A 26,974-nucleotide genomic window follows, 5' to 3' on the forward strand; every position below is an offset into this window, starting at 1 on the left:
CTTCGGCACAATCGAGCCGTACGCGGCGGGCCGGGCCGAACGTGACGGGCTTTCGGCCAGGGGATCTCCAACTCGGGGAGGTTCTCGCCCGACGGAGTCCCGCCCTGGAGAGCCCTCGGCTCGGGCGGGCCTCCAGGGCGGGAGAGTCTCCGGCGCCGGGAGCGTACATGATCTTCGCATGGTGGAATTTGCAGCAGTCGCCGGTATCGCGGCGGTCGAGCTGGGCATGGTGCTGACCCCCGGACCGAACATGATCTATCTGGTGTCCCGCTCCATCGCCCAGGGACGGAGAGCGGGCCTGATCTCCCTGGCCGGAGTGGGCGCCGGTTTCCTGGTCTACCTGGCAGCCGTGACGATCGGGATCACCGCGGTCTTCACCCTGGTCCCCGTCCTCTATCTGATGATCAAAATCGCGGGCGCCGCCTACCTGGCCTGGATGGCCTGGCAGGCGTTCAACAGGATCTAGCAAGGAATCCCGGCCGTTCACGGCCGGGAGGAATCGCCCCCCACAGGGCGGGGATCGAGCGCCGCGTCGGTCAGCCGGGGCGTTCCCGCCGTCCGGGACACAACGAACATGCAGGTCGTAGACGAAGTCCCGCCCTCCCCTTGGCGCATGCCGGGAACGGGGAAACACTCTCAGTGCCGAAAAGGAGACGCTACGTTGTGGGTGTGAAGCTCGTGGTGCAGGTGAAACTCCTCCCGGACGAGGCCGCTCGGGCGGCTCTGCGGGAGACGTTGCACGCCTGCAACCGGGCTGCGAATCACGTCTCCCGGTGCGCGTTCGAGGCCGGGGTGGCGGGTAGGCGGCCGCTTCAGCGGCTGGTGTACGGCGAGGTGAAGGCGATGGGCCTGTCGGCCCAGCCCGCGATCCACGCGATCCGCAAAGTCGCCGGGGCCTACGCGACCTTGAAGGCGAATCTGGAGGCCGGGAACTACGGCCGGGAGGGCTCCGAACGGCGCAAGGCCGTGGAGTCCAAGCCGGTCCGGTTCCGCAAGGACGCCGCCCAGCCGTTCGACGACCGGTGCCTGTCCTGGCAGCTGGAGGCCCGTACCGTCTCGATCTGGACCGTATGCGGCCGCCTGCGGGGTATCGGGTTCGAGTGCTCGCCGTCCCAGTGGAGGATGCTCACCGAGCACCGGCGGGGGGAGTCCGATCTGGTGCTGCGGGGCGGGAACTGGTACCTGTACGCGGTCTGCGACGTTTCGGCTCCCGATGTCCGTGAGCCGGTGAACGGTTTTCTCGGCGTCGATCTGGGGATCGTGAACATCGCCACCACCAGCGATGGTCACCGGCACGCCGGCAGGCGCCTCAACCAGGTCCGCCACAAGAACCGGCGGCTGCGCCAGAGGCTGCAGAAGAAGGGCACCAGGTCCGCCAAGCGGCTGCTGCGCAAACTGTCGGGCCGGGAGGCGCGGTTCGCGGCCGACATCGACCACTGCATCGCCAAGCAGTTGGTGACCGAGGCTCAACGCATCTGCCGCGGTATCGCCCTGGAGGATTTGGGCGGTATCCGCGACAGGGTACGGCTGCGCAAGCCCCAGCGGGTCACCCTGCATTCCTGGTCGTTCGCGCAACTGGGTGCGTTCGTCTCCTACAAGGCCGCCCGGGCGGGGGTGCCGGTGGTGTTCGTGGACCCCCGTCACACCTCGCAGGGCTGCTCCGCCTGCGGCCATGTCAGCCGGAGCAACCGGCCTGATCAGTCCACTTTCCATTGCACGTCGTGTGGCTTCGCTGAGCACGCCGATGTGAACGCAGGCCGCACCATCGCCCAGCGCGGTGAAGCGATCTGGGCAGTGAGTCACGCTGCCGACGACGCGGCCTGAACCACACCGGCCAGGTGTGAGGAAGAGCTGCAAGCTCGGCCCTTCAGGGCCGAGAAGCTGACCGGCCTCTTCGTCCTCGCCGCAGGCTCCATCAGTGCTTTCCTCGCCACCCGTCCCACCTGGATGCGCCTCCAACGGCACCTGACCGGCGCCCTCCTGTCCTTCTTCGCCTTCCGCATGGTCACCGATCGCACCCCCGCCCCCGCCTGACGGGGGCTACCGGGCCAGACGGTTCTGGAATCTCCAGAGGCGGGTTTCCCGCTTTGCGCAAGCCGCGTGCTCTCCGTTGCCGCACCGGTCGGCAGGCCGGGCGGTGTTTTGTCGTATCGGTCGGTAGGCGGGCACATGGGCGAGGACGAGCGGATGGCTGCGGAGGCTTTGGACCCGCGTCTCTGCGGGGCGCGGTGAGGTGAACGGGGTCAGGGAAGGGTGATGCTCTGGGCTATGCCGGCGATGGACGGGACTATGCCGAGGAAGAAGAAGGCGGGAAGGAAACAGAGACCCAGGGGGGCCACGGCCTGGATGGCGGCCGAGCGGGCTCGGGCTTCGGCGGCGGCTCTGGCGGTGCGCCGCTGGTCGCGGGCCAGACGGTTGAGGACGGGGGCCAGGGCGGCGCCGCTCTGGGTGGCTCGGGCGGCGGCACGCGCCAGAGGCGCGGTTTCTTGGGTTTCGGTGAGTTTCCGCCAGGCTTCGGGTGGGTCCGCGCCTAGGCGGATCTGGGCCGCGACCTGCTCCAGGTCCGCTCCCAGGGGACCACCGAGGGCTCCTGACACGGCCTCGACGGACTCCGCCCAGGAGACACCGGCGGCCAGGCACGCGGCGAGGAGTTCGACCGCCATCGGCAGGTCCGCCACCACCTGGGCCCGGCGTTTCCTGGACTCGGAGGACTCTCCTCTGCCCGCCCACCACCAGCACCCCCAGCCGGTGAAGGCGCCGGCGGCGACGCCCGGCAGACCTCCCGTCAACGACCCGACCAAGATTCCCGCGCCGGCCGCCAAGAGCAGGCGCCTTCTCCGCGCCTTCTCAGCCGCCTGTTCCTCCACAGGCTTCGCCCGAGCCGGCCGTCTCCCGGTATCGAGCCTGCTCAGCCTTGTCACGGGCGACGGCGCCAACGCGAGAAAACCTGCGGCCGCGGCGAAGAGGACTCCCAGAATCCATGTCATCGTTCAGCACCTCTCGAACCGAGCCCGTACGCGTACCAGTCCCTCCCGCCCAGCCCTTCTCTTCCGGGCGCCCGGGAGGACAGGACGCGGAAGGGCGAGGGGCGGTGGGGAGAGGTCATGGGCGCTCGGCCTTGGTGGCTATGCGTCTGGTCCACAGGAGACCTGCGGCGTCGAGGAGGACGGCCAAGAGGAGGCAGGCCAGACCGGGGAGGGTGGTGAAGAGGAAGGCGAGAGGGTCGGCGCCCAGGGACCAGGACATGGCGAGGCCCAGGCAGGGGAGGACGGCCAGGAGGCGGGCGGTGGCGTGGGTGCCCGCCAGCTGGGCCTTGATCTGCCGGTGGTGGTCGTGGTCGTCGCGTAGTCCTTGGGTGAGGCCGTCTATGACGGGGGCGAAGGTGGCGCCGCGTTCCACTCCGATACGCCAGCAGGCCGCCAGGAGCCGCAGGCCGTGAGCGCCGGGGCGTTCGGAGAGCCGGTGCAGGGCCTGGGGGAGGTCCTGGGCGGGCAGGATGTCCCTCAAGGGCGTCGCCAGAGTCGATGGGAGGGACTCGACGGCGTCCGCCAAGGCGTCTTCGGGGGTGCGGCCCGCGGTGAGCTCCGCCGCCAGCGCGTCGCAGAGCTCGATCACGCCCAGCCTCCATGTCTCCTCCTCGCGGCGGCGGTTCAGGCGTCTTACCAGGGGGTTCTTCCGCAGGGACGTCTGCAGGCGATGTCCCGGGCGCTGGGTTTCGCGGTCCACGGCCGCGAGTCTTCGCACGGGGAGCGAAGGGCCGGTCCAGAGCCAGACCGCCGAGACCGTGAGGAGTGCTCCGAGAAGCAGGGTCATCCCGTCGATCCCTTCTCGGGCGTCACGGCGTCCAGCCTGACCGGTCGGGCCTCGCCTCGGCTGTGACGGTGTTCGTCTGGGCTGTGACGGTGCTCGGTCTGGTCGTTCGAGCTCCCGCTCCGGCCCACGTCATGGTCTCCGCGGCCCGGCTGGTCGAGCCTCGCCTCGGTGTCCGGGCCGGGGGCCGGGTCTCTGCCGCGGGCGGTGGGGCGTGCGGTCCGGGCGGGTCGTTGTTCTGGTTCGGTGTCATGGGGTCCAGCCCAGGCGGTCGAAGAGGGTGGGGGCGGCCGGGGTGGGGGTGAGGCCGGTGGGTGTGAGGTGGACGGCGGGGTGGGCCTCCACCAGGCCGGTGGGGGCGCGGAGGAGGACGGAGACCTCGCGGACCCGGCGGTGGGGGCCGTGGCGTTCCAGGTGGACGATCACGTCCAGGGCGGCGGCCAGTTGGCTGTGCAGGGCTTCGCGGGTCAGGCCGGCGGCGCAGCCCAGGGCTTCCAGGCGGGCCGGGACGTCGGCGGGGGTGTTGGCGTGGAGGGTGCCGCAGCCGCCTTCGTGGCCGGTGTTCAGCGCGCCGAGGAGATCCACCACCTCGGCACCTCGCACCTCACCCACGACCAGGCGGTCCGGACGCATGCGGAGTGCTTGGCGGACCAGGTCGTGCAGGGTCACGCCGCCGGCGCCCTCGATGTTCGGCGGCCGGGCCTCCAGGCGGACCACGTGAGGGTGGTCGGGGCGCAGTTCGGCGGAGTCCTCCACCAGGAGCAGGCGTTCCGAGGGAGAGACCAGGCCCAGCAGGCAACTCAAGAGCGTGGTCTTTCCAGTGCCGGTTCCGCCCGTGACGAGGAAGGCGGCTCGGGAGGCCACCAAAGCGGCCAGCAGGTCGGCTCCCCGAGGGCAGAGGCTTCCTTCCTTCACGAGTTCTCCGAGGGTGAAGGCTCTGCCTCGGGGAGAGCGCAGGGAGAGGCATGTGCCCCCGGGCGCCACGGGGGCGAGTACCGCGTGGAGGCGGACGCCGCCTGGAAGGCGTGCGTCCACGTAGGGGGCGGCGTCGTCAAGCCGGCGCCCCGCCGCCGCGGCGAGGCGTTGGGCGAGCCTGCGGACCGCTCGTTCGTCGGGGAAACGGACGGAGGTGCGCATCAGGCGTCCCTTCGCCTCGACCCACACCTCGTTGGGTCCGTTGACCAGGACGTCCGTCACCGAAGGGTCGTTCAGCAGGGGCTCCAGGAGGCCTGTTCCCACGAGGTCGGCCCTCACCCGGCGGGCCAGGCTGAGCACCTCGGTGTCACCGAGGACCTTCTCCTCGGCTCGCAGCGCCGCCGCCACGGCTCCCGGAGTCGCCGCGCTCCCGGTGTCGGCCAGCCTTCCCCGTACCGCGTCCGCCAGGCTCATCGCTCACCGCCGAGGCCCGTGCCCGGCTCCCGGCCCTCCACGGCCCGACCCGTTCTTCGCGTGCTGCGCTTCCGGTTTTCACGGCGATCTCCTTTGGCCCTCCGTTCCTGCCCTGGCCGGTTTCCCTCCACGGTGTTCCGCCTTCGGTGGTCGTCCTTCGCGGGGGGCGGCTTCCGCTGCGGGGAGTTCTCGTGCGGGGCGCCTTGCTTCGGTGCTCGGAGGGCGCTTTTGAGGGACGCGGCGTTGATGGCGTCCCAGATTCGCTTGAGCGGTGTGAGTAGGGAGGGCAGGCCGCGGGTGGGCTCGGGGCGGAGGGCGGAGGCGGCGTCTTGCGCATGGGGGGCGCTTCCGGGGAAGAGCTCGAAGAACCAGGCGGGGGGCTCTGATGGGGGGAGGCGTCTGCCTTTTCGGTTGGGGGCGGAGCCGGAGGAGAGGGCGCGTTCCAGGTGGGGGAGAGAGGCAAGACGGACGGATGTCAGGGACGGGGAGGGCAGGCGGCCGGTTCGTCCGGGGAGGAGGGAGCGGGTGGAACGGAAGGTGCGGAAGGAGGACATGGTGTGGCTCCTGGTCAGGGTCGTTGGAATGCGAGAGGGGATGGAGCAGGACGGAGCGGGGCCGGTCGTGAGGAGGCGTCAGGGAGGGCCGGGGAGGAGGGTGGCGAGAAGGCGGCCGCAGAGGCGGGCCAGGGGGCCCCGGGTGGGGAGGGCCGCTTGTTCCAGAGCCGGGGGGATGCGGTGGTCGAGGTCGTAGTGGCCGCGCAGCGGCAGGGAGAGGGTTTCCGCTATGGCGGTGGAGGGCAGGCGCGCGGGGGCGGGGCCGCGGGTGATGAGGAGCGGCGGGGCGGGGGCGGTGATGAGGGAGCGCGCGGACAGGACGCTGCGGACTTCGGCCGGTACCAGCAGCAGGGTCTCGTCGGCGGGAGGCAGGACGCCGCGGGGGCAGTCCGCGACGACGAGCTCGTAGGCGCGGCGGGCGGCCGACAGCACCGAGGTGAGGGCTTCGGCGGGCACCTGGGACGGACGGTCGTGCGCGTGGGACAGCACGGCCACCCCGCGGGCCGTCGGCAGCGAGCCGCGCAGGGCGTCGGGGGAGAGGCGTCCGCGCAGCCGGGCGAGGTCGGGCCAGCGGGTGCCCCGGGCCCGTTCCAGGCCGAGTACGACGTCCAGGCCGGCGGACAGGGGGTCGAGGTCCAGGAGCAGGACGCGGAGGTTTCGCCGGGCCGCGACCAGGGCGAGGGTGGTGGCGAGGACGGAGGCTCCCGCGCCGCCGCGGGCTCCGGTGACGGCGACGACACGGCCGGAGGCCGGCGGGCTGCAGGCGCGGAGCAGCCTGTCGGTGAGCCGGGTCTCGTCCTCGGGCAGCACGGCCACCTGTTCGGCGCCCAGTTCGAGGGCCCGCCGGTACACGGTGACGGAGGCCTCCCTGGCCAGCACGACCAGTCCGTCTCTGCGCGGGTGGGGGACCGCGAGCATGTCCGTCCCCAGCAGGATGACGGCCGCCCGGTGCCACCCGGCACGGGCCTCCGCGGGGTGGGAGGCGACCGCGATCTCCACGGAGGCCGCGGCCGCGAGCCGCCGCACGTCGTCGACGAGTTCCGGATCGCCGGAGAGCACCAGAGCGTTCACGGCTCCAAGGTCGCCCACCCCGCCCAAGATCGCTTAGGGCCCTGTGGAAAACCTCCTTCGGAGGGCCGAGGGGCGGTGGACGGGCCGGTGGACGTGTGGTGTCGGGGGGGGGGGGTGTCGTGCCAGGTGAGCGGGGGGTGCGGCGGACCGGGCCGAGAGTCAAGAGGGAAGGGCCGTTGTATTTATCGTCAATAGGGCTAGAGTTCCAGAAGGGCTAACTTGTCGTTCTTCTGTGACTTTCGCTACCGGCGGGTCATATACGCTGCCTCAAGCACTGAGGTACCGGGTGTGGCGGAGGAAAATCTTGCGCGTGTGGCTCAAGGCACTGGTGGCCGTGGCTCCGCTGGCGACGATGCTCGGCGCCGGGGTTCCGGCGCAGGCGAAAGCCGCGGCGGCCCCCCAGATCACGCCGGCCAGCGGTTCTGTCATCACATCTTCGTCGGTCACCATCAGGGTGAAGTCCGCGGTGGGCGGCGGAACCCTGTACGTGGACGGGCGCCCGGTGCGCACCGGGAAGAACACATGGCTCACGCACACGATCAACGGGAAGACCACGCCGAACGGGACCGTCAAGGTCAAGCTGGAAGCCGTGCTGCCGTGGGACGAGGCGTCGAGCACGTTCCGGATGGCGGTGCCCGCGTCCGCGCCCAGCGGGGTGACGGCGTCCGTCACCGGCAACAACAAGGTGACCGTCAGGTGGAACAAGGGCACGGAGCCGGATCTGACCGGCTACACGCTCTCAAGTGACTTCGGCACCAGGAACGTCTCCGCCGCTTCGTGCGGAGCGCAGTGCAGCGTGACGCTGACCGCGCCCGCCACCGCCGGCGGGCAGGCGACGATCCAGGTGGTGGCCAAACGCGCGGGTGCCGCCGCTTCGGGGGCCTCGACGCGGACCGTCAAGCTCAAGGGAACGGGCCAGCCCCCGTCGAACAACGGCAACGCCCCCGCTCCGGCGCCCGCCCCGTCGAACTACACGTGGCCGAACCCGCCGCAGAGCACGGTCTTCCCCACCGTGGCGCCGGACCCCGGCGGTTTCAGCACCGACCCCCCGGAGGTGAGCGTCTACCCGACGCCCACCGACCCCGCCGTCCTCGACCCCTCGGTCGTCAGCCTGAACAGCACGGGGCTGACGGGGACGATGGCGGACGAGAGCCTGCAGTGGGGCAAGAGCATGGCCATAGCGCTCGTCCTGCTGCTGTGCGCGGCCCACTTGGGCACCTGGACGCGTCGCCTGCGCACGGCGCGGGCCATCGGTCCGGGCGGTCCGAGGCTCGTTTCCGGGTCGGCCCATGCCCGGGTCGAGGCCAACCGGATGCACATCGAGGCCGCGCTCGCCGCCGCCCGGGGCGCCGTCGCCACGAAGGACGCGTTCTCGGACGAGGACGGGCAGGACGGGAAGAAGTCCAAGCGCGGCGGCAGGTTCAAGAAGCACAAGGCGTCGGCTCCCGAGCCCGAGGCCGTGGAACTCGGCTCGCTCGTCCGCGAGGCGGACCCGGACCAGGAGTTCCCGGACGAGCTCAACCTCGAGTACACGCCGAAGCGCACACCCGACACGGACTCCACGGACGAGGCCGACCCCGTCGACACCGACGTCACCTCGTTCGACTTGGACGAGCTGAACGTCGACAAGCCGGACCTGGACGAGCCGTCCCCCGGCACGACGGTCCTCGACCGGTCCGAGCAGGACCCCGACGGCGTCCGGAAGGCGGACGAGGAGAAGGCCGACGCGGCTCTCGCAGCCCTGATCGAGCTGGCCAAGTCCGACGTTCCCGAGCCGGCGCAGGAGCCGGCGGAGGAGGACGCGGGCGACCGTACCGAGGTCCTCGAAAGCCCCCGCCGTCGCCGGGGCCTCTTCCGCCGCTGACCCGTACGAGGATCAGGGACGGCTGAGCAGGACGGACAGGAGGGCCAGCGCGTCCTGCTTGTCCAAAGGCTCGTTGCCGTTCCCGCATTTGGGGGACTGGATGCAGGACGGGCATCCGTGTTCGCAGTCGCAGGAGGCGATGGCCTGGCGGGTGGCCTCCAGCCACGGCCGGGCCGAGGTGTAGGCGCGTTCGGCGAAGCCGGCGCCGCCGGGGTGGCCGTCGTAGACGAAGACGGTGAGGCGGCCGGTGTCGGGGTGCAGGGGTGTGGAGACACCGCCGATGTCCCAGCGGTCGCAGGTGGCGAAGAGCGGCAGGAGACCGATGGAGGCGTGTTCGGCGGCGTGGGCGGCGCCGGGGGCGTCGAAGCCGGGTGCGGCGGTCAGCAGGGAGGCCAGGGCCCCGGGCGCGAGGGTCCACCAGACGCTCTTGGTGCGCAGGACGCGTTCGGGCAGGTCGAGGGGCTTCTCGCCGATGATCTCGCCGGTGGCGAGACGGCGCATCTGGTAGGAGACGACCTGGCGTCGGACCTCGACGGTGCCGAAGTGCAGGGTCGCGTGTTCGCCCCAGGAGACGGACTTCTCCTCGTCGAGGATGTGGATGTCGGTGGTGGAGCGGGCCGACGTGGAGTAGTCGGGGGCGGCGGGGACGACCAGGGCGACGCCGTCCTCGAGGTCGAGGAGGTCCACCAGGAAGGATTCGCCCTGGTGGACGTAGACGGCGCCTTCGTGGACGGTGCCGTGCGCCGAGGCCTCGTCGACGGTGCCGAGGAGGCGGCCGGTGTCGGATTCGACGACCTGCACGATGGACGGGCCCGTGCCTCGCAGGTCGGTGGACGGCCGCCCGCGGTGCGTCCAGTACCAGCCGGTGGGGCGGCGGCGGAGCAGTCCCCGGGCGGTGAGGTCGTCCACAGCCTGTGGAGACGTCGGCCCGAACAGCGTGAAATCCTCGTCGGTGAGGGGCAGCTCGGCGGCGGCCGAGCACAGGTGGGGCTCCAGGACGTAGGGGTTGGCCGGGTCGAGGACGGTGGCCTCGACGGGTGTGCCGAAGACCGCCGACGGGTGGTGGACGAGGTAGGTGTCCAGCGGGTCGTCCCGGGCGATGAGGACGGCCAGCGCGTCCTGGCCGCCGCGGCCCGCGCGTCCGGCCTGCTGCCACAGGGAGGCGCGGGTGCCGGGCCAGCCGCAGATCAGCACGGCGTCGAGGCCGGAGACGTCGATGCCGAGTTCCAGGGCGTTGGTGGTGGCCAGCCCCAGCAGGGAGCGGGAGCGCAGGCCCGCCTCCAAGGCGCGGCGCTCCTCCGGCAGGTAGCCGCCGCGGTAGGCGGCGACCTGGTCGGCGAGTTCGGGCGCGACCTCCGACAGGACGCGCCGGGCGGTCAGCGAGACCGTCTCGACGCCGCGCCGGGAGCGGACGAAGGCGAGGGTCTGCGCACCGGCCGCCACGAGGTCGGCCAGCAGGTCGGCGGTCTCGGCGGGGGCGGGCCTGCGGACCTCGTCCTCCAGCAGCGGCGGCTCCCAGAAGGCGAAGGTCATCGCGCCCCTGGGCGAGCCGTCCTCGGTGACCGCCTCGACCGGCAGCCCGGTGAGCACCGCCGCCGAGGCCGCGGGGTCCGACACCGTCGCCGAGGCGAGCACGAAGGTGGGCGAGGACCCGTACCGGGCGCAGATCCGGCGCAGCCGCCGCAGGATCTGCGCGACGTGCGAGCCGAACACGCCCCGGTAGCCGTGTGCCTCGTCGATCACCACATAGCGCAGCCGGCGGAGAAAAGAGGACCACCGGGAGTGTCCGGGAAGCACTCCGTAGTGCAACATGTCTGGATTTGTAAGAACGATGTTCGCGTAGCGCCGAATCCAATCCCGGGATTCCGGTGAAGTGTCCCCGTCGTAGGTCGCCGCCCGCACGGAGGGAATTCCCAGGGCCGACACGAAACGTTCCTGATCATGGGCCAGCGCCTTCGTCGGCGCGAGGTAGAGCGTCGTCTCGTCGTCCAGCGCCGCGCTCAGCGAAGGCAGCAGATAGGCCAGCGACTTGCCCGAGGCGGTGCCTGTGGCGATGATCACAGATCGGCCCTCGTGAGCCAGCGAAGCGGCTCTGACCTGGTGTTTCCACAGCTCGGGGAAGCTCAGGGCGGAGCGCACGGGATCCGGTGCCCAGTCGGGCCACCCGGCCGGAGCGGCGGGCCGGGCGGGCACCGTCTCGACATGGGTCACCCGTCCGCGGCGCCGGGGATCGCGCAGCAGTTGCCGGAGAAGTTCGTGTGCGGACACAGGTTTCCAGTCTGACATCGTGGGAAGGGACCAGGGAACGCCCCGGCCCCCTGACCGCGGTAGCCGGCCCCTGCCGGACCGCTGAACAGAGGATTTCGTGCGAACACGTCTCCGGGGCATGGTTGAATTTCGGCGGGCGAGCGCTGCGACGTCCGATCACATTGCGGCAGGAATGCGCAGGAGGTTCTGTGGACCTGAAGGTGAACGACTACACCACCGACGACGGCCTCACGGTCATCAACGTGGAGGGGGAGATCGACGTCTACACGGCGCCGAAGCTCCGGGAGAAGCTCATCGACCTGGTCAACAAGGGCAAGTTCCACCTCCTCGTGGACATGGAGAAGGTCGAGTTCCTGGACTCGACCGGCCTCGGCGTCCTGGTGGGTGGTCTGAAGAGGGTTCGGGCGCATGACGGTTCGCTGGAACTGGTCTGCACCCAGGAGCGCATTCTCAAGATCTTCCGGATCACGGGTCTGACCAAGGTCTTCGGGATCCACACCTCGCTCGAGGAGGCGCGGGAGAACCGCAAGAGCGCGAAGTAGCTCCCGTGTCTTCTACAGTCGAGGTCGCGTTCAGCGCGCTGCCGATCCATGTGCGCACCGCGCGCATGATCACCAAGGCGGTCGCGCTGCGCAGCGGTGTGGACGACCCGCTGCTGGACGAGGTGCGCCTGGCGGTGGGCGAGGCCTGTTCGCGCGCCGTGGAGGCGCACCAGAAGCACTGCCCCGAGGAGCCGGTGCTGCTGAGCCTGACCGACGGCGGGAGCCGCTTCTCGGTCTCGATCAGCGACCGGGCCCCGGACGAGCCGGAGGACGGCCTGAGCATGGCCGTGATCAAGGGGCTCGCGGACGAGCTCGAGATCGTCTCCTCGGAGGGCGGGACGACGATCAGCATGAGCTGGCCGGCGCGCTAACTCGTCCCCAAAAAGACCTCACGTTCCCCAACGTGAGGTCTTTTGCATGTCTGCCGGACTTGACCGGAAATGAAATTACCTTTCCAGTGAGAATTTAGTACTTTTCCCGGCGCAAAAGCCGTGCATACCTTCCCCGGAACCGCACCGCACGACCGGGGAGGACGGATGGGCGAGGTCGCACTGGGCGGGGGAGACCTCTTCCTCGTCGTCATCGTCGCGGTGATCGCCCTGCTGGCCCTGGCCGTGGCGGCCGGGCTGGTCCGCGAGGTGCTGGCGGCGGGGCAGGGCACACCCCGGATGCAGCAGATCGCTCTGGCCGTGCAGGAGGGGGCGGGCGCCTATCTCAAACGCCAGTTCCGCGCGGTCGGCGTCTTCGTGGTGCTGATCCCCCTTCTCCTCCTGCTGCTGCCCGCGGAGAGCACGGGGACGCGGGTCGGCAGGTCGGTCTTCTTCGTGCTCGGCGCGCTGTTCTCCGGGACCACCGGTTTCGTGGGCATGTGGCTGGCGGTCCGGGGCAACGTCCGGGTGGCCGCCGCGGCCCGAGACACCGGGGAGAGGCAGGCCATGCGCATCGCCTTCCGGACGGGCGGTGTGGCCGGGATGTTCACCGTCGGGCTCGGCCTGTTCGGCGCGGCCCTCGTCGTGCTGATCTACCGGGGCGACGCGCCCGTCGTCCTGGAGGGGTTCGGGTTCGGCGCGGCCCTGCTGGCGATGTTCATGCGGGTCGGCGGCGGCATCTTCACCAAGGCCGCGGACGTCGGCGCGGACCTCGTGGGCAAGGTCGAGCAGGGCATCCCGGAGGACGACCCGCGCAACGCCGCGACGATCGCCGACAACGTGGGGGACAACGTCGGCGACTGCGCGGGGATGGCGGCCGACCTGTTCGAGTCCTACGCGGTGATGCTCGTGGCCGCGCTGATCCTCGGCGGCGCGGCGTTCGGCACGCAGGGGCTGGTCTTCCCGCTGATCGTCCCGATGATCGGCGTGGTCACCGCGGTGATCGGCATCTTCGCCGTCGCACCGAGGGCGAGGGACCGCTCGGGGATGACGGCGATCAACCGCGGCTTCTTCCTGGCCGCGGCGATCTCCGCGGTCGCGGTGGCGGCGGCCGCCTTCCTGTACCTGCCGTCCACCTTCGCGGAACTGGACGGGGGAGTCCGCGAGGGCGGGAACCCGAGGCTCGTGGCGATCGGCGCGGTGCTGATCGGCATCGTCCTGGCGGGCGCGATCCAGCTGCTCACCGGCTACTTCACCGAGATCAACCGCAAACCCGTCCGAGAGGTCACCCAGAGCGCCCGTACGGGCCCGGCGACGGTCATCCTTTCCGGGGTGGCCCTGGGCCTGGAGTCGGCCGTCTACTCCACTCTCCTCATCGCGGGAGCCATCTACGGGGCCTTCCTCCTCGGCTCCGGGAACACCACGGTCGCGTTGTTCGCCGTCGCGCTGGCGGGCACGGGACTGCTCACCACCGTCGGCGTGATCGTCTCGATGGATACGTTCGGTCCCGTCTCCGACAACGCGCAGGGCATCGCCGAGATGTCCGGGGACGTCAACGGCGAGGCCGCCGTCGTCCTCGAGCGTCTGGACGCCGTCGGCAACACCACCAAGGCGATCACCAAGGGCATCGCCATAGCGACGGCGGTCCTGGCCGCGACCGCCCTGTTCGGATCCTTCCGCACGACCGTGGAGGGGGCGCTGGCGGAGACGAGCGGGGAGGCGCGGCGGGCCATCGGCGCCACCTTCCTGGACTTCAACCTCTCGGTGGACCAGCCGAACGTCCTGATCGGCCTGCTCATCGGCGCCTCCGTCGTCTTCCTGTTCTCCGGGCTGGCGATCATGGCGGTGGGGCGGGCGGCGGGCCGGGTCGTCGTCGAGGTCAGGGAGCAGTTCCGCACCAAGCCCGGGATCATGGACTTCTCCGAGCGGCCCGACTACGACCGGGTCGTCGACATCTGCACCCGGGACGCCCAGCGCGAGCTGGTCACCCCCGGCCTGCTGGCGATCATGACCCCGATCGCCGTGGGGTTCGCGCTCGGCTACGCCCCGCTGGGCGCGTTCCTGGCGGGGGCGATCGCCGCGGGCGCCCTGATGGCCGTCTTCCTGGCCAACGCCGGAGGCGCCTGGGACAACGCCAAGAAGGTCGTCGAGGACGGCTGGCTGGGGGGCAAGGGGTCCGAGGCCCACGCCGCCACCGTCATCGGCGACACCGTCGGCGACCCGTTCAAGGACACCGCGGGCCCGGCGATCAACCCGCTGATCAAGGTGATGAACCTGGTCTCCCTGCTGATCGCCCCCGCGGTCGTCACCGCGGCGGGCGACACCGTTCTGCGCGCGTCCGTGACGATCGTGGTGGTGGCCGTCATCGTGGCCGCGGTCGCCGTCTCCGGTCATCGCGGTGCCGTGGGGGCGCCGCTGCCGCGGGCCACCCGCCGCTGAGGCCGGACCGCCCGTCCGAGGGGAGAGGAAGCTCATCCACAGGGTGGTGCTGGAGAGGCTTGTGGGACGCTTACGCTTGGGCCATGAATGGTGCTAAAGGGTTCGCCGTCATCTTTGGCGGCATGCTCGCGATTATGGCGATCTTGTGGTTTGTGGCATGGTCGGTCGCGCCGTGAGCAAAAGGTTGCTGGTGCTGCGCCACGCCAAGGCGGAGGTCGGGCTGGGCCTGGCCGACCACGAGCGTCCGCTGGCGGAGCGGGGGCGGCGGGACGCCGCGGCGATGGGCGACTTCCTGCGCGCGCAAGGCTTGGAGCCGGACCTGGTGCTCTGCTCCACGGCGCTGCGGACCAGGCAGACGCTGGAGGAACTGGGCCTGACCGCCCCGGCGCGGTTCGAGCGGTCCATCTACACCGGCGACGGCTACGACCTGCTGGACCTGGTGCACCTGACCGGAGCGGAGGTCGAGGAGGCCAGGACGATCCTGCTGGTCGGCCACAACCCGGCGGTGCACGAACTGGTGATCGTCGCGGGCGGAGAGCAGGTCGAGGACTTCCCCACCTGCGCGCTCGGCGTGATCGAACTGGCGGACTGGCAGGCGCGCGGCGGCACGCTCCTGGCCTACCGGACGCCCAAGACCATCTGACTCGAAGGGGCGTTCCGCCGGACGGCGGGACACCCGGGGCGGGCTCCCTCAGGAGGCGTTCTCGGCGTCCGCGGCGTCCGCGGCCTCGATCTCGTCCCGGGAGATGCCCAGCAGGAAGAGGATCGTGTCCAGGTAGGGCACGTTGACGGCGGTGTGCGCGGCGCGGCGCACCACCGGCTTGGCGTTGTAGGCCACACCGAGTCCGGCCGCCTGGAGCATGTCCAGGTCGTTGGCGCCGTCGCCCACGGCGACCGTCTGGGTGATCGGGACGCCCGCCTGGGCGGCGAACCGGCGCAGCGCGTCGGCCTTGCCCGCCCGGTCGATGATCGGGCCCACCACCCGTCCGGTGAGCTTGCCGTCGACGATCTCCAGGGTGTTGGCGGCGGTGTAGTCGATGCCCAGGTCGGCGGCGAGGGCGTCGGTGACCTGGGTGAAGCCGCCGCTGACGATGGCGAACCTGTAGTCCAGGCGCTTGAGGGTCCGCACCAGGGTGCGCGCGCCCGAGGCGAGCTCGATCTTGTCGCGGACGGCGTCGATGGCCGAGGCGTCCAGCCCGGCCAGCAGGGCGACGCGCTCGCGCAGGGAGCCGGCGAAGTCCAGTTCGCCGCGCATCGCCGCCTCGGTGATCTCGGCGACCTTGTCGAGCTGCCCGGCGTGCTCGGCCAGCAGTTCGATGACCTCGCCCTGGATGAGGGTGGAGTCGACGTCCATGACGATGAGGCGCTTGGCCTTGCGGTGCAGCCCGGCCCGCTGGACCGCGACGTCCACCTGGGCCTCGGCGGCCTCGGCGGACAGCGCGGCGCGCAGCGAGGCGGGGTCGGCGCCGGAGACCAGCAGCTCGACCGCGGTCACCGGGTAGCTGGCGAGCCGTTCGATGCGGTCGATGTTGGCGCCGTGGCTGGCGATCCGGCCCGCCACGGCGGCCATCGCGGCGGGGGTGAGGGGGCTGCCCAGCACCGTCACGTGCAGCTGGGAGCGTTTGCGCCTGGGGATCTTGGAGCCGCCGGTGGACAGCTCCACCTCCATCTCCAGGTCGTCGGCCACCTTCTTGACCGCGCCCCACAGGGCGTCCACCTCGGAGGTGTGGGTGACGAGCACGCCCAGCACCAGGCGGCCGCGGATCACGACCTGTTCGATGTCGGAGATCTCGACCGGGAAGCCGGCCAGGGTGCCGAAGAGCCGGGAGGTCACCCCGGGGCGATCCTTGCCGGTCAGCGTGATGAGCAGCGTCCGTTCCATACCGATGACCACGGTACCGGTCCGTAGCGGCGGCCCGGGCATCGAGTCCAGCATTCGGACGGGGCCGAGGCCAGGCCCCCTCCCCGGCGGGAATCTGCCGATTCGACCGGATTCGGGCGTGGCCGGCGGAGGGCGGAACATGAGACGCGGACCGGTGCGAACCGCGTTCGCGCTGATCACCGTCCTCGTGATGGCCTGCGTGGCCTCCGCCTCGGCCGTCGAGCCGCTCTGGTGGAAGACCGTCCTGAGGGCGGAAGCGGGCCACGTCCGCTTCTACGCGTTCGCCGCCGCCTCTTCGCGCGCCGCCTGGGTGCTCGGCGAACGCATCGGCCGCCGCGGGTACGCGAGGCCGGTCTCCTACCACTGGGACGGCGAGCGCCGGCGCTCCAGCGCCCTGCCCTCGGAACCGACGTACCCGCGAGGGGAGGACGTGGTCGGCACGAGGCTCAGCGCCTCGGGCGCCCGCAACACCTGGCTCCTTCTGCCGGGCGAGTTCGGGTACGCGGGCGAGGAGCCCGAGGAGTGCGGCCTGACTCCCGTGCCTCCGGAGAAGCGGCGTGCTGACCGGCCCTCCCGGCTGCTGCGCTGGACAGGTTCCGGCTGGGAGGACTCTCTGACGGTCGAGGACGCCGTTCTCATGTCCGTCGTGGCGGTCGGCTCCGGAGGGGCGTGGGCTTTCGGCGAGGACCTCAGGGGCCCGGTCGTCTTCCGGTACGACGGAACGAAGTGGACCAAGAAGAGCGGCCCGGTACGGGTGCACGACGCCGAAGCCCGCGGATCTGAAGCCTGGGTGGTGGGGGAGTCCGCCGTGGCCCGGCGGGCGGGCGCCTGGCGTTTCGACGGTGCCTTCTGGAGGCGTGAACAGGGCGTCGAAGGACGGCAGCTGATCTCCCAGGCCGCCGACGGACAGGACGGCCGATACGCGGTCGGAATGAGGATGTCCCCTCTGGCGACGGCATCGTCGCCAGGATGACCGGCTGAGGTATTCCGCCGTTGTACCGGATCGTCGTCCTGAGAGGTGAGGCGAGGCGAACGGATTGGCTCCCGAGACCGATCCCGGATTGTTCCGGGGCGCAGTAGCTTTGTAAGAGGCACAAAGCAGCCCTGCGGACCGGACTGGAGGACGGTGACCCACTACGCTGACCAAAGGCCGCTCGCAGGGTCGCTAGGCGCGGTGGTGTAATGAACCACCGCAAGGAGATCGTCATCGAAACTGGTATGAACGTCGCAATCAGGTACGCAGCGGGTTCCGACATCGGTTGCAACCGGGAGAACAACGAGGATTCCGGTTATGCCGGTCCTTTCCTGCTGGCCGTGGCGGACGGGATGGGCGGTTACGCAGGCGGCGAGGTCGCCAGTTCCACCGTCATCAACGCGCTGCGCCGGTTCGACGCCCCGGTGGCGGAAGCGGAGCTGCAGGGCACCCTGGCGCGGGCCGTCTCGGAGGTCAACAGCGCACTGGGCCAGGCGATCTCCGCGCACCCCGAGCTCAACCGGATGGGCACCACCCTGACGGCGATGTTGTGGAACGGCACCAGTAAATTCGCGATAGCCCACATCGGCGACTCCCGGGCCTATCTCCTGCGGGACGGCGTGCTCTTCCAGATCACCAGCGACCACACCCTCGCCCAACTCCTGGCCGACGGCGGCGACTCCGGGGAGAACTCGCACCTGTCCCACATGCTCTTCAAGGTGCTGGACGGCGGCCCCGACCGCGACCCCGACCTCGCCCCCCGGGACGCCCGGCTCGGCGACCGCTACCTCCTGTGCTCCGACGGGCTGTCGGGCCCGGTCGGCCCCCAGGAGATCTTCGACATCCTCTCCGCCGAGAAGGAGCGCGAGCAGGCCGTCGCCAGGCTCATCGGGGCCGCGCGCGCCCACGGCGGGCCCGACAACATCACCTGCGTCGTGGCAGATGTGCTCGAGGCAGAACCAGGAGGCCCGATCCAGCGTCCCACCCTGGTGGGAGCGGTCGCGGGAAACTGACCATCACGGTCTGGTTCCGGGGCGATTCCCCGGCTTGACAGTCGCAGTAGTCAGGCCGGTATAAGGGGTCAACAAAGGGACGAGGTCGGGTGGAGGCTTTCATGACGGGGGGCACGGCGTTGAGCCGTCCCGTCGGGATGGCCGCGGGCAGGATCGCGGCGATGGCGGCACTCGCGGTGTCCGTCGCGTTCGCGCACGGGGTCCACGACCCCGGCGTCCTGTGCCCCATCCGAGCGTTGACCGACATCCCTTGCCCTTTCTGCGGCGGCACCACCGTCTTCATCGAGCTCGGGTCCGGGCATCTGCTCCGGGCACTGGCCGCCAATCCCCTGGTGTTCATCGGGGCCATGGTCTTCGCCGTGGCGCCGCTGGGGCTCGGAGCACGATGGCGGACGTGGAAACCGCAGGTGCGTGCCTGGATTCTCGGCACCGCCATAGCGGGTTCCGGGATCTGGCAACTCGTCCGATTCGGAATCCTCTGACAGCGCACGCCGAACCCGGCTGACGCGACGGCACATTCACAAGGAGAGAGTCAACGTGGGAAACCCCCCCTACGACCCCTACGGTCAGCAGCAGCCCGGTTATGGGCAGCAGCCTCCCGCGAACCCCTACGGCGGCCCGCAGACGCCGCCGCCGCAGCCCCCGGCCTACCAGGCCTCCCCGCCTCCGGCCTACCCCGCGCAGCCCGCCTTCCCCGCGGCGGCGCAGCCGCAGTACGGCGTGCCGCAGCAGCAGCCCTACGGCTTCGCGGGCGGCGCGTACGGCGCCTACGCCGGCTGGGGCTCGCGGTTCGCCGCGACCCTGGTCGACGGCCTCATCGCGGGTGTCCCGGCCGGCATCCTGGCGGGCATCGGCGCAGCCATGAGCAGCACCAGCCTCGAGTACGACCCCGTCACGGGATCGTACTCGACCAGCGGTGGCAGCGGCGCCGGCATCCTCCTCACGCTGCTGGGCTACGCGATCGCTTTCGTGATCATGCTCTTCTTCCTCTACCAGCAGGGCACGACCGGCCAGACGCCGGGCAAGAAGCTCACCAACATCCGCGTGATCAGCGAGCAGACCGGCCAGCCGATCGGCTTCGGCATGTCGTTCGTGCGCTACCTCGCGCACATCCTGGACGGGCTCCCCTGCTACATCGGCTACCTGTGGCCGCTGTTCGACGCCAAGAAGCAGACCTTCGCCGACAAGGTCATGAACACGGTCGTCGTCCGCTCGGTCTGACGCCCTCGTCTCGGCGGGGCGTCCCTCAAGGGACGCCCCGCTCATCGTTCCCGGGAGGTCTCCCTTGCGCGAGGGCCTGGTGCTCGCCGATCGGTTCGAGCTGGTCAGGAAGATCGGCCAGGGCGGCATGGGCGCGGTCTGGGAGGGCCGCGACACCATGCTCGGCCGCCGGGTGGCGATCAAGACGCTGGCGGTCACCCCCACCGAGGACGCGGTCCGCCGGTTCCGGGGCGAGGCGCAGATCGGGGCCGGCCTCTCCCACCCGGGGATCATGGTCGTCCATGACATCGGCAAGTACGAGCAGACGCTCTACCTGGTCATGGAGTACCTCGAGGGCCGTGACCTGAAGACCCTCCTGGAGGAGGGGCGCATCCCGCTGGAGCGGTCGCTGGAGATCGCGGCGGAGCTGCTCGGGGCGCTGGGCGCGGCGCACGCCCAGGGCGTCGTCCACCGGGACGTCAAGCCCGGCAACGTGATGGTCCTCGACAAGGGCGGCCTGAAGATCCTGGACTTCGGGATCGCGCGGTTCACCGACGCCACGATGACGGGCTCGGTGGTGGGGACGCCCGCCTACATGGCCCCCGAGCAGTTCACCGGCAACACCGAGGTGGACGGCCGGTGCGACCTGTACTCCTTCGGGATCCTGCTCTATGAGATGGTCACCGGACGGCCGCCGTTCGAGTGCACCACGCTGCCGGAGTTCGTCTACGCCCATCTGCAGAAGGCGCCGGATCCGCCGCGCACGCTCCGTCCCGACCTGCCGGAGTCGCTGAACCGCCTGATCGTCGACCTGCTGGCCAAGGACCCCGCCGACCGGCCCCGGACGGCCGAGGCGGCTCTGAGCCGGCTCGAGTTCGTACGCGAGGAGCTCAAGCGGGCCCCGTCCCAGACGTTCGGCGCGACACCTCCGCCGCAGCACCGGACGCCGCCGCCGTTCGCGGCCCAGGCCCCGGGCCACGCCACCCAGGGGCCCGTCACGCCTCCGCCCTCGGGGCTCCCGTTCTCCCAGCCGTCACGGCCGCCCGTCCACGACCCCGGGTACGGGGCGGCGGCCCACGGCCCGTCGGTGGGTTGGGCCCCCACTCAGCCGCCCTACCGGCAGGCCGCGCCGCAGCAGTTCGCCCCGGCGTACCCGCAGCCCTACCAGCAGCCCTACGGCCTGGGCGCGGATCGGGCCGCCCCCTACTGGCGCAGGGTCGGTGCGTTCGCGGTCGACTGGTGCCTCGGCTTCTTCATCGTGATCATGTTCCTGGTCCTGGTGACCTGGAACGACCCGCCGGAGGCGGATCCCACCGACGCCCAGGCCGCCGCGATGTTCTTCGTCTGGGCGCTCGTGTACTTCGGGTACGGGATGATGGAGGGGCTGCTCGGCTTCAGCCCGGGCAAGGGCCTGTGCGTGCTCCGGGTGGTGGACGCCCGGACGGGGGAACGGATCGGGTTGTTCCGCGGCGTCGCCCGGTCCTACGCCCAGATCGTCAACTGGTGGTCGCTGCTCATCGGCTTCCTCAACCCGCTGTGGGACCCGCAGAAGCAGACCTTCGCCGACAAGGTGTGCGGCACCAGGGTGATCCAGGGCTGAGCGGTGTCATCTCGCCGGTTCGAAGACCGCGCCGTGCGCGGCGACCCGGGCCCGGCGGACCGCCTGGTCCAGCAGGGCCAGCGCGTCGGCCCGGCGGAGCATCTGGCCGGCCGTGAGGTTGTGCCCGGCCGCGGCGTCGGCGAGGTCGAGGATCAGGGTCAGCCGGGTGGCCAGCGCGTCGACCCGGTGGGCTCGGGCGGGGTAGCCGGGGGCGAGCCCGCTGTCGGCGTCGTCGCGCAGCGCCTTGAGGACCCCGGAGCGGTCGCCGCCGATGTCGTCGAGGTCGCTCATGATCTCGGTGACCTCGCGCATCGCCAGGGCGAGCCGGCGTTCGGCGTCGGCCAGCGACGGGACGTCCGGCGGCACGGAGCGGGCCGGGAACAGCTCCCAGCGGGTGCCCTGGTAGGACGAGCCGCGCCGGTCCTCGGCCGGGACCAGGCCCACCGCCGAGCCGTCGAGCAGGACGATGACGCCCTCTCCGGCCTCGACCGCCGCCTGGTTGAACTCGGCGGGGCCGTTCAGGCCCAGCGGATCGCCGGGGGCGGGCAGCGCCAGGCGCAGCCCGGTGAGGCCGCGCGGGCGCAGGTCGGCCAGCCAGGAGCGCAACGGAACCTGCCCCGCCAGGTGCGGGCCGGTGCGCTCGACCACGTCCACGGCCTCGTCGAGGCCGACATGGCCGGTGAGCCAGGCGTTCGCCCAGGCGACCAGAGTGGGAGAGGGACGAGAGCCACGCATGAGAAACACGATAACCGGCTTTCGGAGCGTCTCCTCGGCGGTGCGGCGGGACGTCCCCGCGATTCCCGCGGAACCGGAGCCGGGGTCCCTGCCTGCAATAAGGTTGTCGTTGGAGGATCTTAATGAGCGGTGAGGTACTGAGGCTCGAGGGCGTCGTGATCCGGCGCGAGGGAGCCGTGTTGCTCGACGGCGTCGACTGGACGGTCAACGAGGGCGAGCGCTGGGTGGTCATCGGGCCCAACGGAGCCGGCAAGACGACCCTGCTCCAGGTGGCGGCGACCACCCTCTACCCGACGGAGGGCCGGGTGGAGGTGCTGGGGGAGACCCTGGGCCAGACCGACGTCTTCGAACTGAGGCCCCGGATCGGCTTCGCCAGCGCGGCGGTGGCCGAGAAGGTGCCGGCGGGCGAGACGGTCATGGACCTGGTGCTGACCGCCTCCTACGCCATCCTGGGGCGCTGGCAGGAGGAGTACGACTCGACGGACGTCGGCCGTGCGGTCGCCCTGCTGGAGGCGCTGGGCTGTACCGAGCTGGTGCGCAGGCGCTTTAACACCCTCTCGGAAGGGGAACGCAAGCGTGTCCAGATCGCCAGGGCGCTGATGCCGGACCCGGAGCTGCTCCTGCTGGACGAGCCCGCCGCCGGGCTCGACCTGGGCGCCCGGGAGGAGCTGGTGGCCCGGCTGTCCCGGCTGGCCGAGGACGTGGCGGCCCCCACGATGGCGGTGGTCACGCACCATCTGGAGGAGGTGCCGCCGGGGTTCACCCACGCCCTGCTGCTGCGCAAGGGCAGGGTGGTGGCCGCGGGCAAGGCCGACGAGGTGCTGACCGGGGAGAACCTGAGCTCCTGCTTCGGCATCCCGCTGCGGGTGGAGCACCACGACGACCGGTGGTATGCCCGCTCTGACATGAGATGACCCCGAAGTGGGGGCGATCCTGATCGCTCTCTACGATCGGTCGGCATGACACCGTGGGAAGCGATCGCGATCTTCGCGGCGGGTACGGCAGCGGGCGGGATCAACGCCGTCGTGGGATCGGGTTCGCTGATCACCTTCCCGACGCTGGTGGCGCTGGGTTATCCGCCGGTCCTGGCGAACGTCTCCAACAACATCGGGCTGGTGCCCGGCTCCATCGCCTCCTGCTGGGGCTACCGGCGGGAGCTGGCGGGGCAGGGCGGGCGGCTGCTGAGGCTGGGCGCGGGATCGCTGCTCGGCGCCCTGGTCGGCGGGCTGCTGCTGCTGAAGCTGCCCGAGTCGGCGTTCCAGATGATCGTCCCGGTGCTGATCGCGGTCGCGCTGGTGCTGGTGCTGGTCCAGCCCCGGCTCAACGGGTGGGTGCACAAGCGGCGCAAGGGCGAGGTCGGGCACGGCGGGCCGCTGCTGTGGATCCTGGTCTGCCTGGCCGGGGTCTACGGCGGCTACTTCGGAGCGGCGCAGGGCATCCTGCTGATCTCGCTGCTGGGGATCTTCCTCCCCGACGACATGCAGACCGTCAACGGGATCAAGAACGCGCTGGCCGGGGTCGTCAACGCGACGGCGGCCGTGCTCTTCACCATCATCGCCGAGGTCGACTGGGCGGTGGTGGGCCTGATCGCCCTCGGTGCGACCATCGGCGGCTACACCGGCGCCTCGGTGGGCAGGAGGCTTCCGCCCTGGGCGCTGCGCGGTTTCATTGTCTGTGTCGGTCTTGTGGCGATTGTGAAGCTGCTCGCCGGGTAGAACTCGAATATGAGTTCTAAGGACGGCCCGTGAAGGGCGACAGGGTCGAGATCGTGGTCGAGTCCGGCGGGGAGACGCTCCGGACCTACGACGTCGTCGCCACCAAGGCCGGACGGCGGGTGGAGATCAGCAACCGGCGCGGGGTGATCGAGGTCAGCGAGGTCACCCGCACGGGCACCCCGGTGCGCACCGCGCGGTTCATGGCCAGCCGGGTCGTGGCCCTGGTCGAGCACCCGGTGGACGGCGACGCCGAGGACTGACCGGCCGCCCGGGCCCTAGATCGGGCGGACCTGCACGGTCCCCGTCTCGCTGATCCTGGTGTCGAAGGCCGGCTGGCGGCTGGTGGCGGGCCCGTCGACGACCGAGCCGTCGTCCACCCGGAAGGTGCTGCCGTGCCAGGGGCAGACCACGCAGATCTCGTCCCGCACCCGCACCACCCGGCCCTGGTGCAGCGGGCCCGCCAGATGGGCGCAGGCGTCGGCCAGGACCCGGACCTCGTCCCCCAGACGCAGCACGAAGAGGTCGATGTAGCCCAGGGAGCGGTGCACCGGCCAGCCGTCCGGAAGGTCCTCCAGCCGGCACAGGTCGTGCCAGCCCAGCGGGACGAGATGGGTGATCGAGGGGGCGTGGTTGGCCCCCGCGGCCTGGCGGAAGGCCAGGTGCCCGCCCAGATAGCTGCCCGCCATCATGCTGGTGAGCCCCATGAAGCCCAGCACCCTGCCCGTCGCGTGCTCGCCGCGCATCCGGGCCAGCAGGGAGGCCCCGTACAGCAGGTTGGTGGCGGCCATGCCCAGCGCGTGGGCCAGGCCGACCCGCTGCTGCTCGCGGTGCAGGCTCGACCAGTCGGCCAGGCCGGTGAGCACCGTCGGCACCGTGGAGGCCAGCCCCATGGTGAGCAGGATGCGGGAGGCCCGCTGGGTGCCGGGGAAGAGGTCCAGCAGGGCGGTCGAGCAGTAGGCCCCGATGGGAAGGTCGGTCAGGGGCGCGTGCACGGGATGCCCGAACTGCACTCCGTGCAGGACGTTGCGCAGAGGGCCGGGAGGCAGGGCCTTGCGGAGCGCTTTGGAGAGCACCCGGATCGGACCGTCCAGGGTCGAATCCAGCTCCAGGCGCTCCGCGAGCGCCACCGGGTGGGCCCTGGAAGCGGTCCGGGCCCCGTTCTTGGTGATCCTGCCTGCTCGTTCGCGATTCACTGGCTGACATCCCATCTGCCTGACGCAGGCTCTTCGACGGTCATCCACCTTCTCGAAGACGTTCCCCTTCCGGGCAGAGGGATAACGGTGACAGGCGGGTCAGACGACCGCAGCGAAGCGAGGATCGGTTGACCCGGCATCGCGGGGGTCTGGGGGTCGCCCCCCAGACGGGCAGGTCAGACGACCGCAGCGAAGCGAGGATCGGCTGATCCGGCATCGCGGGGGTCTGGGGGTCGCCCCCCAGACAGGCGGGTCAGCCGATTCGCTCCAGTCGCACAGGAACCCCGTTGAAGACCGCATTACCGGACAGGACGTCGATCTCCTGCTCGTCCGTCAGGGAGTTGACGCTCACCCCGGCGTTGGCGGAGGCCACCTGAGTCCTGGTGCCCGGCCTGGAGTGCCCCCAGCCGTGCGGCAGGCTCACCACGCCCCGCATGATCTCGTCGTTCGGCTCGGCCGGCGCCTCGACCTCGCCCGTCCGGGAGGTGATCCGGACGAGGTCGCCCTTCGCGACGCCCAGCTCCGCGGCGTCCTCGGGGTTCAGCCGCAGCGTGCAGGTGTTGGAACCGCCCACCAGCTCGGAGATGTTGTGCATCCAGCTGTTGTTGGAGCGCAGGTGGCGGCGGCCGATCAGCACGAAACCGTCGGCGGGACGGGCGGCGCGGAGCCGCTCCAGGTCCTTGGCGAACAGTTCGGGGCACAGGTCGATGCGGTCGAGGACCATGACCTCCTCCAGCCGGGGCTGGAGCGGGCCGAGGTCCAGGCCGCCGACCGTCTCCTCCAGGGTGAGGCCGTAGGGGCCGAGACGCAGCATCATGTCCAGCCTGGTCTCGGCGTTCGGCGGGCCCAGCTCGGCCCGCAGGTCCTCCCGGCCCGCCTTCTTCAGGGTGGTCTGGATGACGAACTCGTCCACGTCCTGTGGGCTCATCCCGGTCAGCTCGCCCGCCAGCCGGGCCAGGATCTGCGACTCGGACGGCCGGTCGCCCCGGTCGGCGGCGGGCGGAGAGTAGCGCACGTAGTTGCGGACGGTGAACCCCAGCAGTGCCAGGTCGTAGTGCGGCGTGCGGGTGTGCGGGGGCGGCGGCAGGACGACGTCGGCGTGGCGTGTGGTCTCATTGACGTACGGGTCGACGCTGACCATGAACTCCAGGTTCTCCAGCGCCCGGCCGATCCGGTCGCCGTTCGGCGCGGACAGGACGGGGTTGCCGCCGATCGTGATCAGCGCCTTGATCTGGCCTTCGCCCTCGGTCTCGATCTCCTCGGCGAGGGTGGCGACCGGGAACTCCCCGTTGACCTCCGGCAGCCCGCGGACCCGGCTGTGCCAGCGGCCCGTCCGGTAGGGGCGGGAACGCCTGCCGAACGCGTGGGCGGCCTTGGGGAACATCGCGCCGCCGGGCCGGTCCAGGTTGCCGGTGAGCACGTTCAGCGCGTCGATCAGCCAGCTCGCCAGGGTGCCGAACTCCTGGGTGCAGGTGCCGATCCGGCCGTAGACGACGGCGGGGTCGGCGGCCGCCAGCTCGCGGGCGATCTCCTTGACGGTCTGCGCGGGGACCCCGGTGACCGGCTCGGTGGCCTCGGGGGAGAACTCCCCGGCGAGCTCGCGCAGCTGCTCCAGGCCGTCCACCTCGTGGCGGAGCCGGGTGAGGCCCTCGGCGAACAGGGTGTGGACGAGGGAGAGCAGGAACCAGGCGTCGGCGCCCGGACGGAGCGGGACGTGCCGGTCGGCCAGCTCGGCCGTGCGGGTGCGGCGCGGGTCCACCACGACGAGGCGCCCGCCGCGGCGGCGCAGCGTCTTCAGACGGCCCGGGAAGTCGGGGGCCGAGCAGAGGCTGCCGTTGGACTCCAGCGGGTTGGCGCCCAGCATCAGCAGGTAGGAGGTGCGGTCCAGGTCGGGGACCGGGATGGCCAGCGGGTCGCCGAGCATGTAGCCCGAGCTGACGTGCTTGGGCATCTGGTCGGAGGTGCTGGCGCTGTAGGAGTTCTTCGTGCCGACGCCCTTGATGATCATCGATCCGTAGAGCCCGCCCGCGACGCTGTGCGCGCTGGGGTTGCCCAGATAGACGGCCACGGAGTCCTTGCCGTAGGTCTCGATGATCCGGCGCAGTTCGCGGCCCGCGGTCGCGAAGGCCTCGTCCCAGCCGGCCTCGGCTCCGTCGACGAGCGGTGCCGTCAGTTTGTCGGGGTCGTTGTCGAGGCGCCCGAAACTCGCGCCCTTGGGGCAGATGAAGCCCTTGCTGAACGGGTCGTTCTTGTCACCGCGCACCTTGACGACTTTGTCGTCGCCGTCCATGGTGAGCTCCAGGCCGCACAGGGCCTCACACAGCGGACACGTCCTGAACGCGATTCGGGTCATAGAGG

General features: G+C 71.0%; 24 protein-coding genes. 15 read left to right on the plus strand and 9 right to left on the minus strand.

Translation table 11 applies throughout. The annotated features are described in order from the left end of the window. The first annotated feature begins 178 nt into the window (after positions 1–178). Together ABGB12_RS18625 and ABGB12_RS18630 are read left to right on the plus strand one after the other, a co-directional pair. A complete protein-coding gene (locus tag ABGB12_RS18625) occupies positions 179–466 on the plus strand; it encodes a LysE family transporter (RefSeq protein WP_347679530.1) in 288 nt (95 codons plus the stop codon). A gap of 203 nt (positions 467–669) precedes the next feature. Continuing rightward, entirely contained in the window at positions 670–1,824 is a 1,155-nt protein-coding gene (locus ABGB12_RS18630; protein WP_347679531.1) for a transposase, read from the plus strand. Positions 1,825–2,243: 419 nt separating this feature from the next. Here ABGB12_RS18630 and ABGB12_RS18635 read toward each other — a convergent pair whose 3' ends face one another. The 4 genes from ABGB12_RS18635 to ssd form a co-directional block, all read right to left on the minus strand. Continuing rightward, positions 2,244–2,789, minus strand: a complete 546-nt coding sequence (locus ABGB12_RS18635) for a type II secretion system F family protein (RefSeq protein ID WP_347679533.1) — start codon at positions 2,787–2,789, stop codon at positions 2,244–2,246. Between the two features lie 313 nt (positions 2,790–3,102). Further along, entirely contained in the window at positions 3,103–3,813 is a 711-nt protein-coding gene (locus ABGB12_RS18640; protein ID WP_347679535.1) for a type II secretion system protein, read from the minus strand. Between the two features lie 246 nt (positions 3,814–4,059). Continuing rightward, positions 4,060–5,199, minus strand: coding sequence for a TadA family conjugal transfer-associated ATPase (locus ABGB12_RS18645; protein ID WP_347679537.1), 1,140 nt, complete (start codon positions 5,197–5,199; stop codon positions 4,060–4,062). A 632-nt stretch (positions 5,200–5,831) separates the two neighbouring features. Then, complete coding sequence (ssd, locus tag ABGB12_RS18650; protein ID WP_347679539.1) at positions 5,832–6,824, minus strand: septum site-determining protein Ssd; 993 nt, start codon at positions 6,822–6,824, stop codon at positions 5,832–5,834. Positions 6,825–7,134: 310 nt separating this feature from the next. Between ssd and ABGB12_RS18655 the strand changes: the two genes are divergently transcribed. Beyond that, positions 7,135–8,688, plus strand: coding sequence for a hypothetical protein (locus ABGB12_RS18655; RefSeq protein ID WP_347679541.1), 1,554 nt, complete (start codon positions 7,135–7,137; stop codon positions 8,686–8,688). A gap of 12 nt (positions 8,689–8,700) precedes the next feature. On the opposite strand, the gene ABGB12_RS18660 is transcribed toward ABGB12_RS18655, so the two are convergent. Next, positions 8,701–10,974 (minus strand): DEAD/DEAH box helicase, encoded by a 2,274-nt coding sequence (locus ABGB12_RS18660; RefSeq protein ID WP_347679543.1) that lies wholly within the window; start codon positions 10,972–10,974, stop codon positions 8,701–8,703. A 170-nt stretch (positions 10,975–11,144) separates the two neighbouring features. Here ABGB12_RS18660 and ABGB12_RS18665 point away from each other — a divergent pair, with 170 nt between their 5' ends. The 4 genes from ABGB12_RS18665 to ABGB12_RS18680 all read left to right on the plus strand — a co-directional run bounded on the left by ABGB12_RS18665 (position 11,145) and on the right by ABGB12_RS18680 (position 14,948). Then, positions 11,145–11,498, plus strand: a complete 354-nt coding sequence (locus tag ABGB12_RS18665) for an STAS domain-containing protein (protein WP_106396935.1) — start codon at positions 11,145–11,147, stop codon at positions 11,496–11,498. A 5-nt stretch (positions 11,499–11,503) separates the two neighbouring features. Further along, a complete protein-coding gene (locus ABGB12_RS18670; RefSeq protein ID WP_347679546.1) occupies positions 11,504–11,869 on the plus strand; it encodes an ATP-binding protein in 366 nt (121 codons plus the stop codon). Between the two features lie 165 nt (positions 11,870–12,034). Continuing rightward, positions 12,035–14,305 carry a sodium-translocating pyrophosphatase gene (locus ABGB12_RS18675; protein ID WP_347679548.1) on the plus strand — a complete coding sequence of 757 codons (2,271 nt, stop codon included), beginning with the start codon at positions 12,035–12,037 and terminating at the stop codon, positions 14,303–14,305. A 172-nt stretch (positions 14,306–14,477) separates the two neighbouring features. Then, complete coding sequence (locus ABGB12_RS18680; protein WP_347679550.1) at positions 14,478–14,948, plus strand: histidine phosphatase family protein; 471 nt, start codon at positions 14,478–14,480, stop codon at positions 14,946–14,948. Positions 14,949–14,996: 48 nt separating this feature from the next. On the opposite strand, the gene serB is transcribed toward ABGB12_RS18680, so the two are convergent. Then, the gene (gene serB, locus ABGB12_RS18685) at positions 14,997–16,187 is read right to left on the minus strand and encodes a phosphoserine phosphatase SerB (protein ID WP_347679552.1); all 1,191 of its coding nucleotides are present in this window, start codon (positions 16,185–16,187) and stop codon (positions 14,997–14,999) included. Between the two features lie 139 nt (positions 16,188–16,326). Here serB and ABGB12_RS18690 point away from each other — a divergent pair, with 139 nt between their 5' ends. The 5 genes from ABGB12_RS18690 to ABGB12_RS18710 all read left to right on the plus strand — a co-directional run bounded on the left by ABGB12_RS18690 (position 16,327) and on the right by ABGB12_RS18710 (position 20,973). Then, positions 16,327–17,160: a hypothetical protein gene (locus tag ABGB12_RS18690; protein ID WP_347679554.1), complete on the plus strand. Its 834-nt coding sequence runs from the start codon at positions 16,327–16,329 to the stop codon at positions 17,158–17,160. 245 nt (positions 17,161–17,405) lie between these two features. Beyond that, on the plus strand, positions 17,406–18,173 hold the full coding sequence (locus ABGB12_RS18695; protein ID WP_347679556.1) for a protein phosphatase 2C domain-containing protein: 768 nt from the start codon (positions 17,406–17,408) through the stop codon (positions 18,171–18,173). 101 nt (positions 18,174–18,274) lie between these two features. Then, positions 18,275–18,655, plus strand: coding sequence for a DUF2752 domain-containing protein (locus tag ABGB12_RS18700; protein WP_347679558.1), 381 nt, complete (start codon positions 18,275–18,277; stop codon positions 18,653–18,655). Between the two features lie 55 nt (positions 18,656–18,710). Beyond that, positions 18,711–19,394: an RDD family protein gene (locus ABGB12_RS18705; RefSeq protein ID WP_347679560.1), complete on the plus strand. Its 684-nt coding sequence runs from the start codon at positions 18,711–18,713 to the stop codon at positions 19,392–19,394. Positions 19,395–19,458: 64 nt separating this feature from the next. After that, positions 19,459–20,973: a protein kinase gene (locus ABGB12_RS18710; protein WP_347679562.1), complete on the plus strand. Its 1,515-nt coding sequence runs from the start codon at positions 19,459–19,461 to the stop codon at positions 20,971–20,973. Positions 20,974–20,979: 6 nt separating this feature from the next. Here the strand turns inward: ABGB12_RS18710 and ABGB12_RS18715 are convergent, their stop codons facing one another. Next, positions 20,980–21,708, minus strand: a complete 729-nt coding sequence (locus ABGB12_RS18715) for a hypothetical protein (protein ID WP_347679564.1) — start codon at positions 21,706–21,708, stop codon at positions 20,980–20,982. Positions 21,709–21,830: 122 nt separating this feature from the next. On the opposite strand from ABGB12_RS18715, the gene ABGB12_RS18720 reads away from it, so the two are divergent. From ABGB12_RS18720 to ABGB12_RS18730, 3 genes are read left to right on the plus strand one after another with little or no spacing between them, the layout of a single operon-like run. Further along, the gene (locus ABGB12_RS18720; RefSeq protein WP_347679566.1) at positions 21,831–22,622 is read left to right on the plus strand and encodes an ABC transporter ATP-binding protein; all 792 of its coding nucleotides are present in this window, start codon (positions 21,831–21,833) and stop codon (positions 22,620–22,622) included. A gap of 45 nt (positions 22,623–22,667) precedes the next feature. Continuing rightward, entirely contained in the window at positions 22,668–23,423 is a 756-nt protein-coding gene (locus tag ABGB12_RS18725; protein ID WP_347679568.1) for a sulfite exporter TauE/SafE family protein, read from the plus strand. 29 nt (positions 23,424–23,452) lie between these two features. Further along, positions 23,453–23,683, plus strand: a complete 231-nt coding sequence (locus tag ABGB12_RS18730) for a hypothetical protein (protein WP_347679570.1) — start codon at positions 23,453–23,455, stop codon at positions 23,681–23,683. A gap of 15 nt (positions 23,684–23,698) precedes the next feature. Here the strand turns inward: ABGB12_RS18730 and ABGB12_RS18735 are convergent, their stop codons facing one another. Both ABGB12_RS18735 and ABGB12_RS18740 read right to left on the minus strand, forming a co-directional pair. Then, the gene (locus ABGB12_RS18735; protein ID WP_347679572.1) at positions 23,699–24,616 is read right to left on the minus strand and encodes a Rieske (2Fe-2S) protein; all 918 of its coding nucleotides are present in this window, start codon (positions 24,614–24,616) and stop codon (positions 23,699–23,701) included. A 253-nt stretch (positions 24,617–24,869) separates the two neighbouring features. Beyond that, complete coding sequence (locus ABGB12_RS18740) at positions 24,870–26,969, minus strand: molybdopterin oxidoreductase family protein (protein WP_347679574.1); 2,100 nt, start codon at positions 26,967–26,969, stop codon at positions 24,870–24,872. Positions 26,970–26,974: the final 5 nt, after the last annotated feature.

It is taken from the genome of Actinocorallia sp. B10E7, assembly GCF_039871655.1.
Classification (GTDB): Bacteria; Actinomycetota; Actinomycetes; order Streptosporangiales; family Streptosporangiaceae; genus Actinocorallia.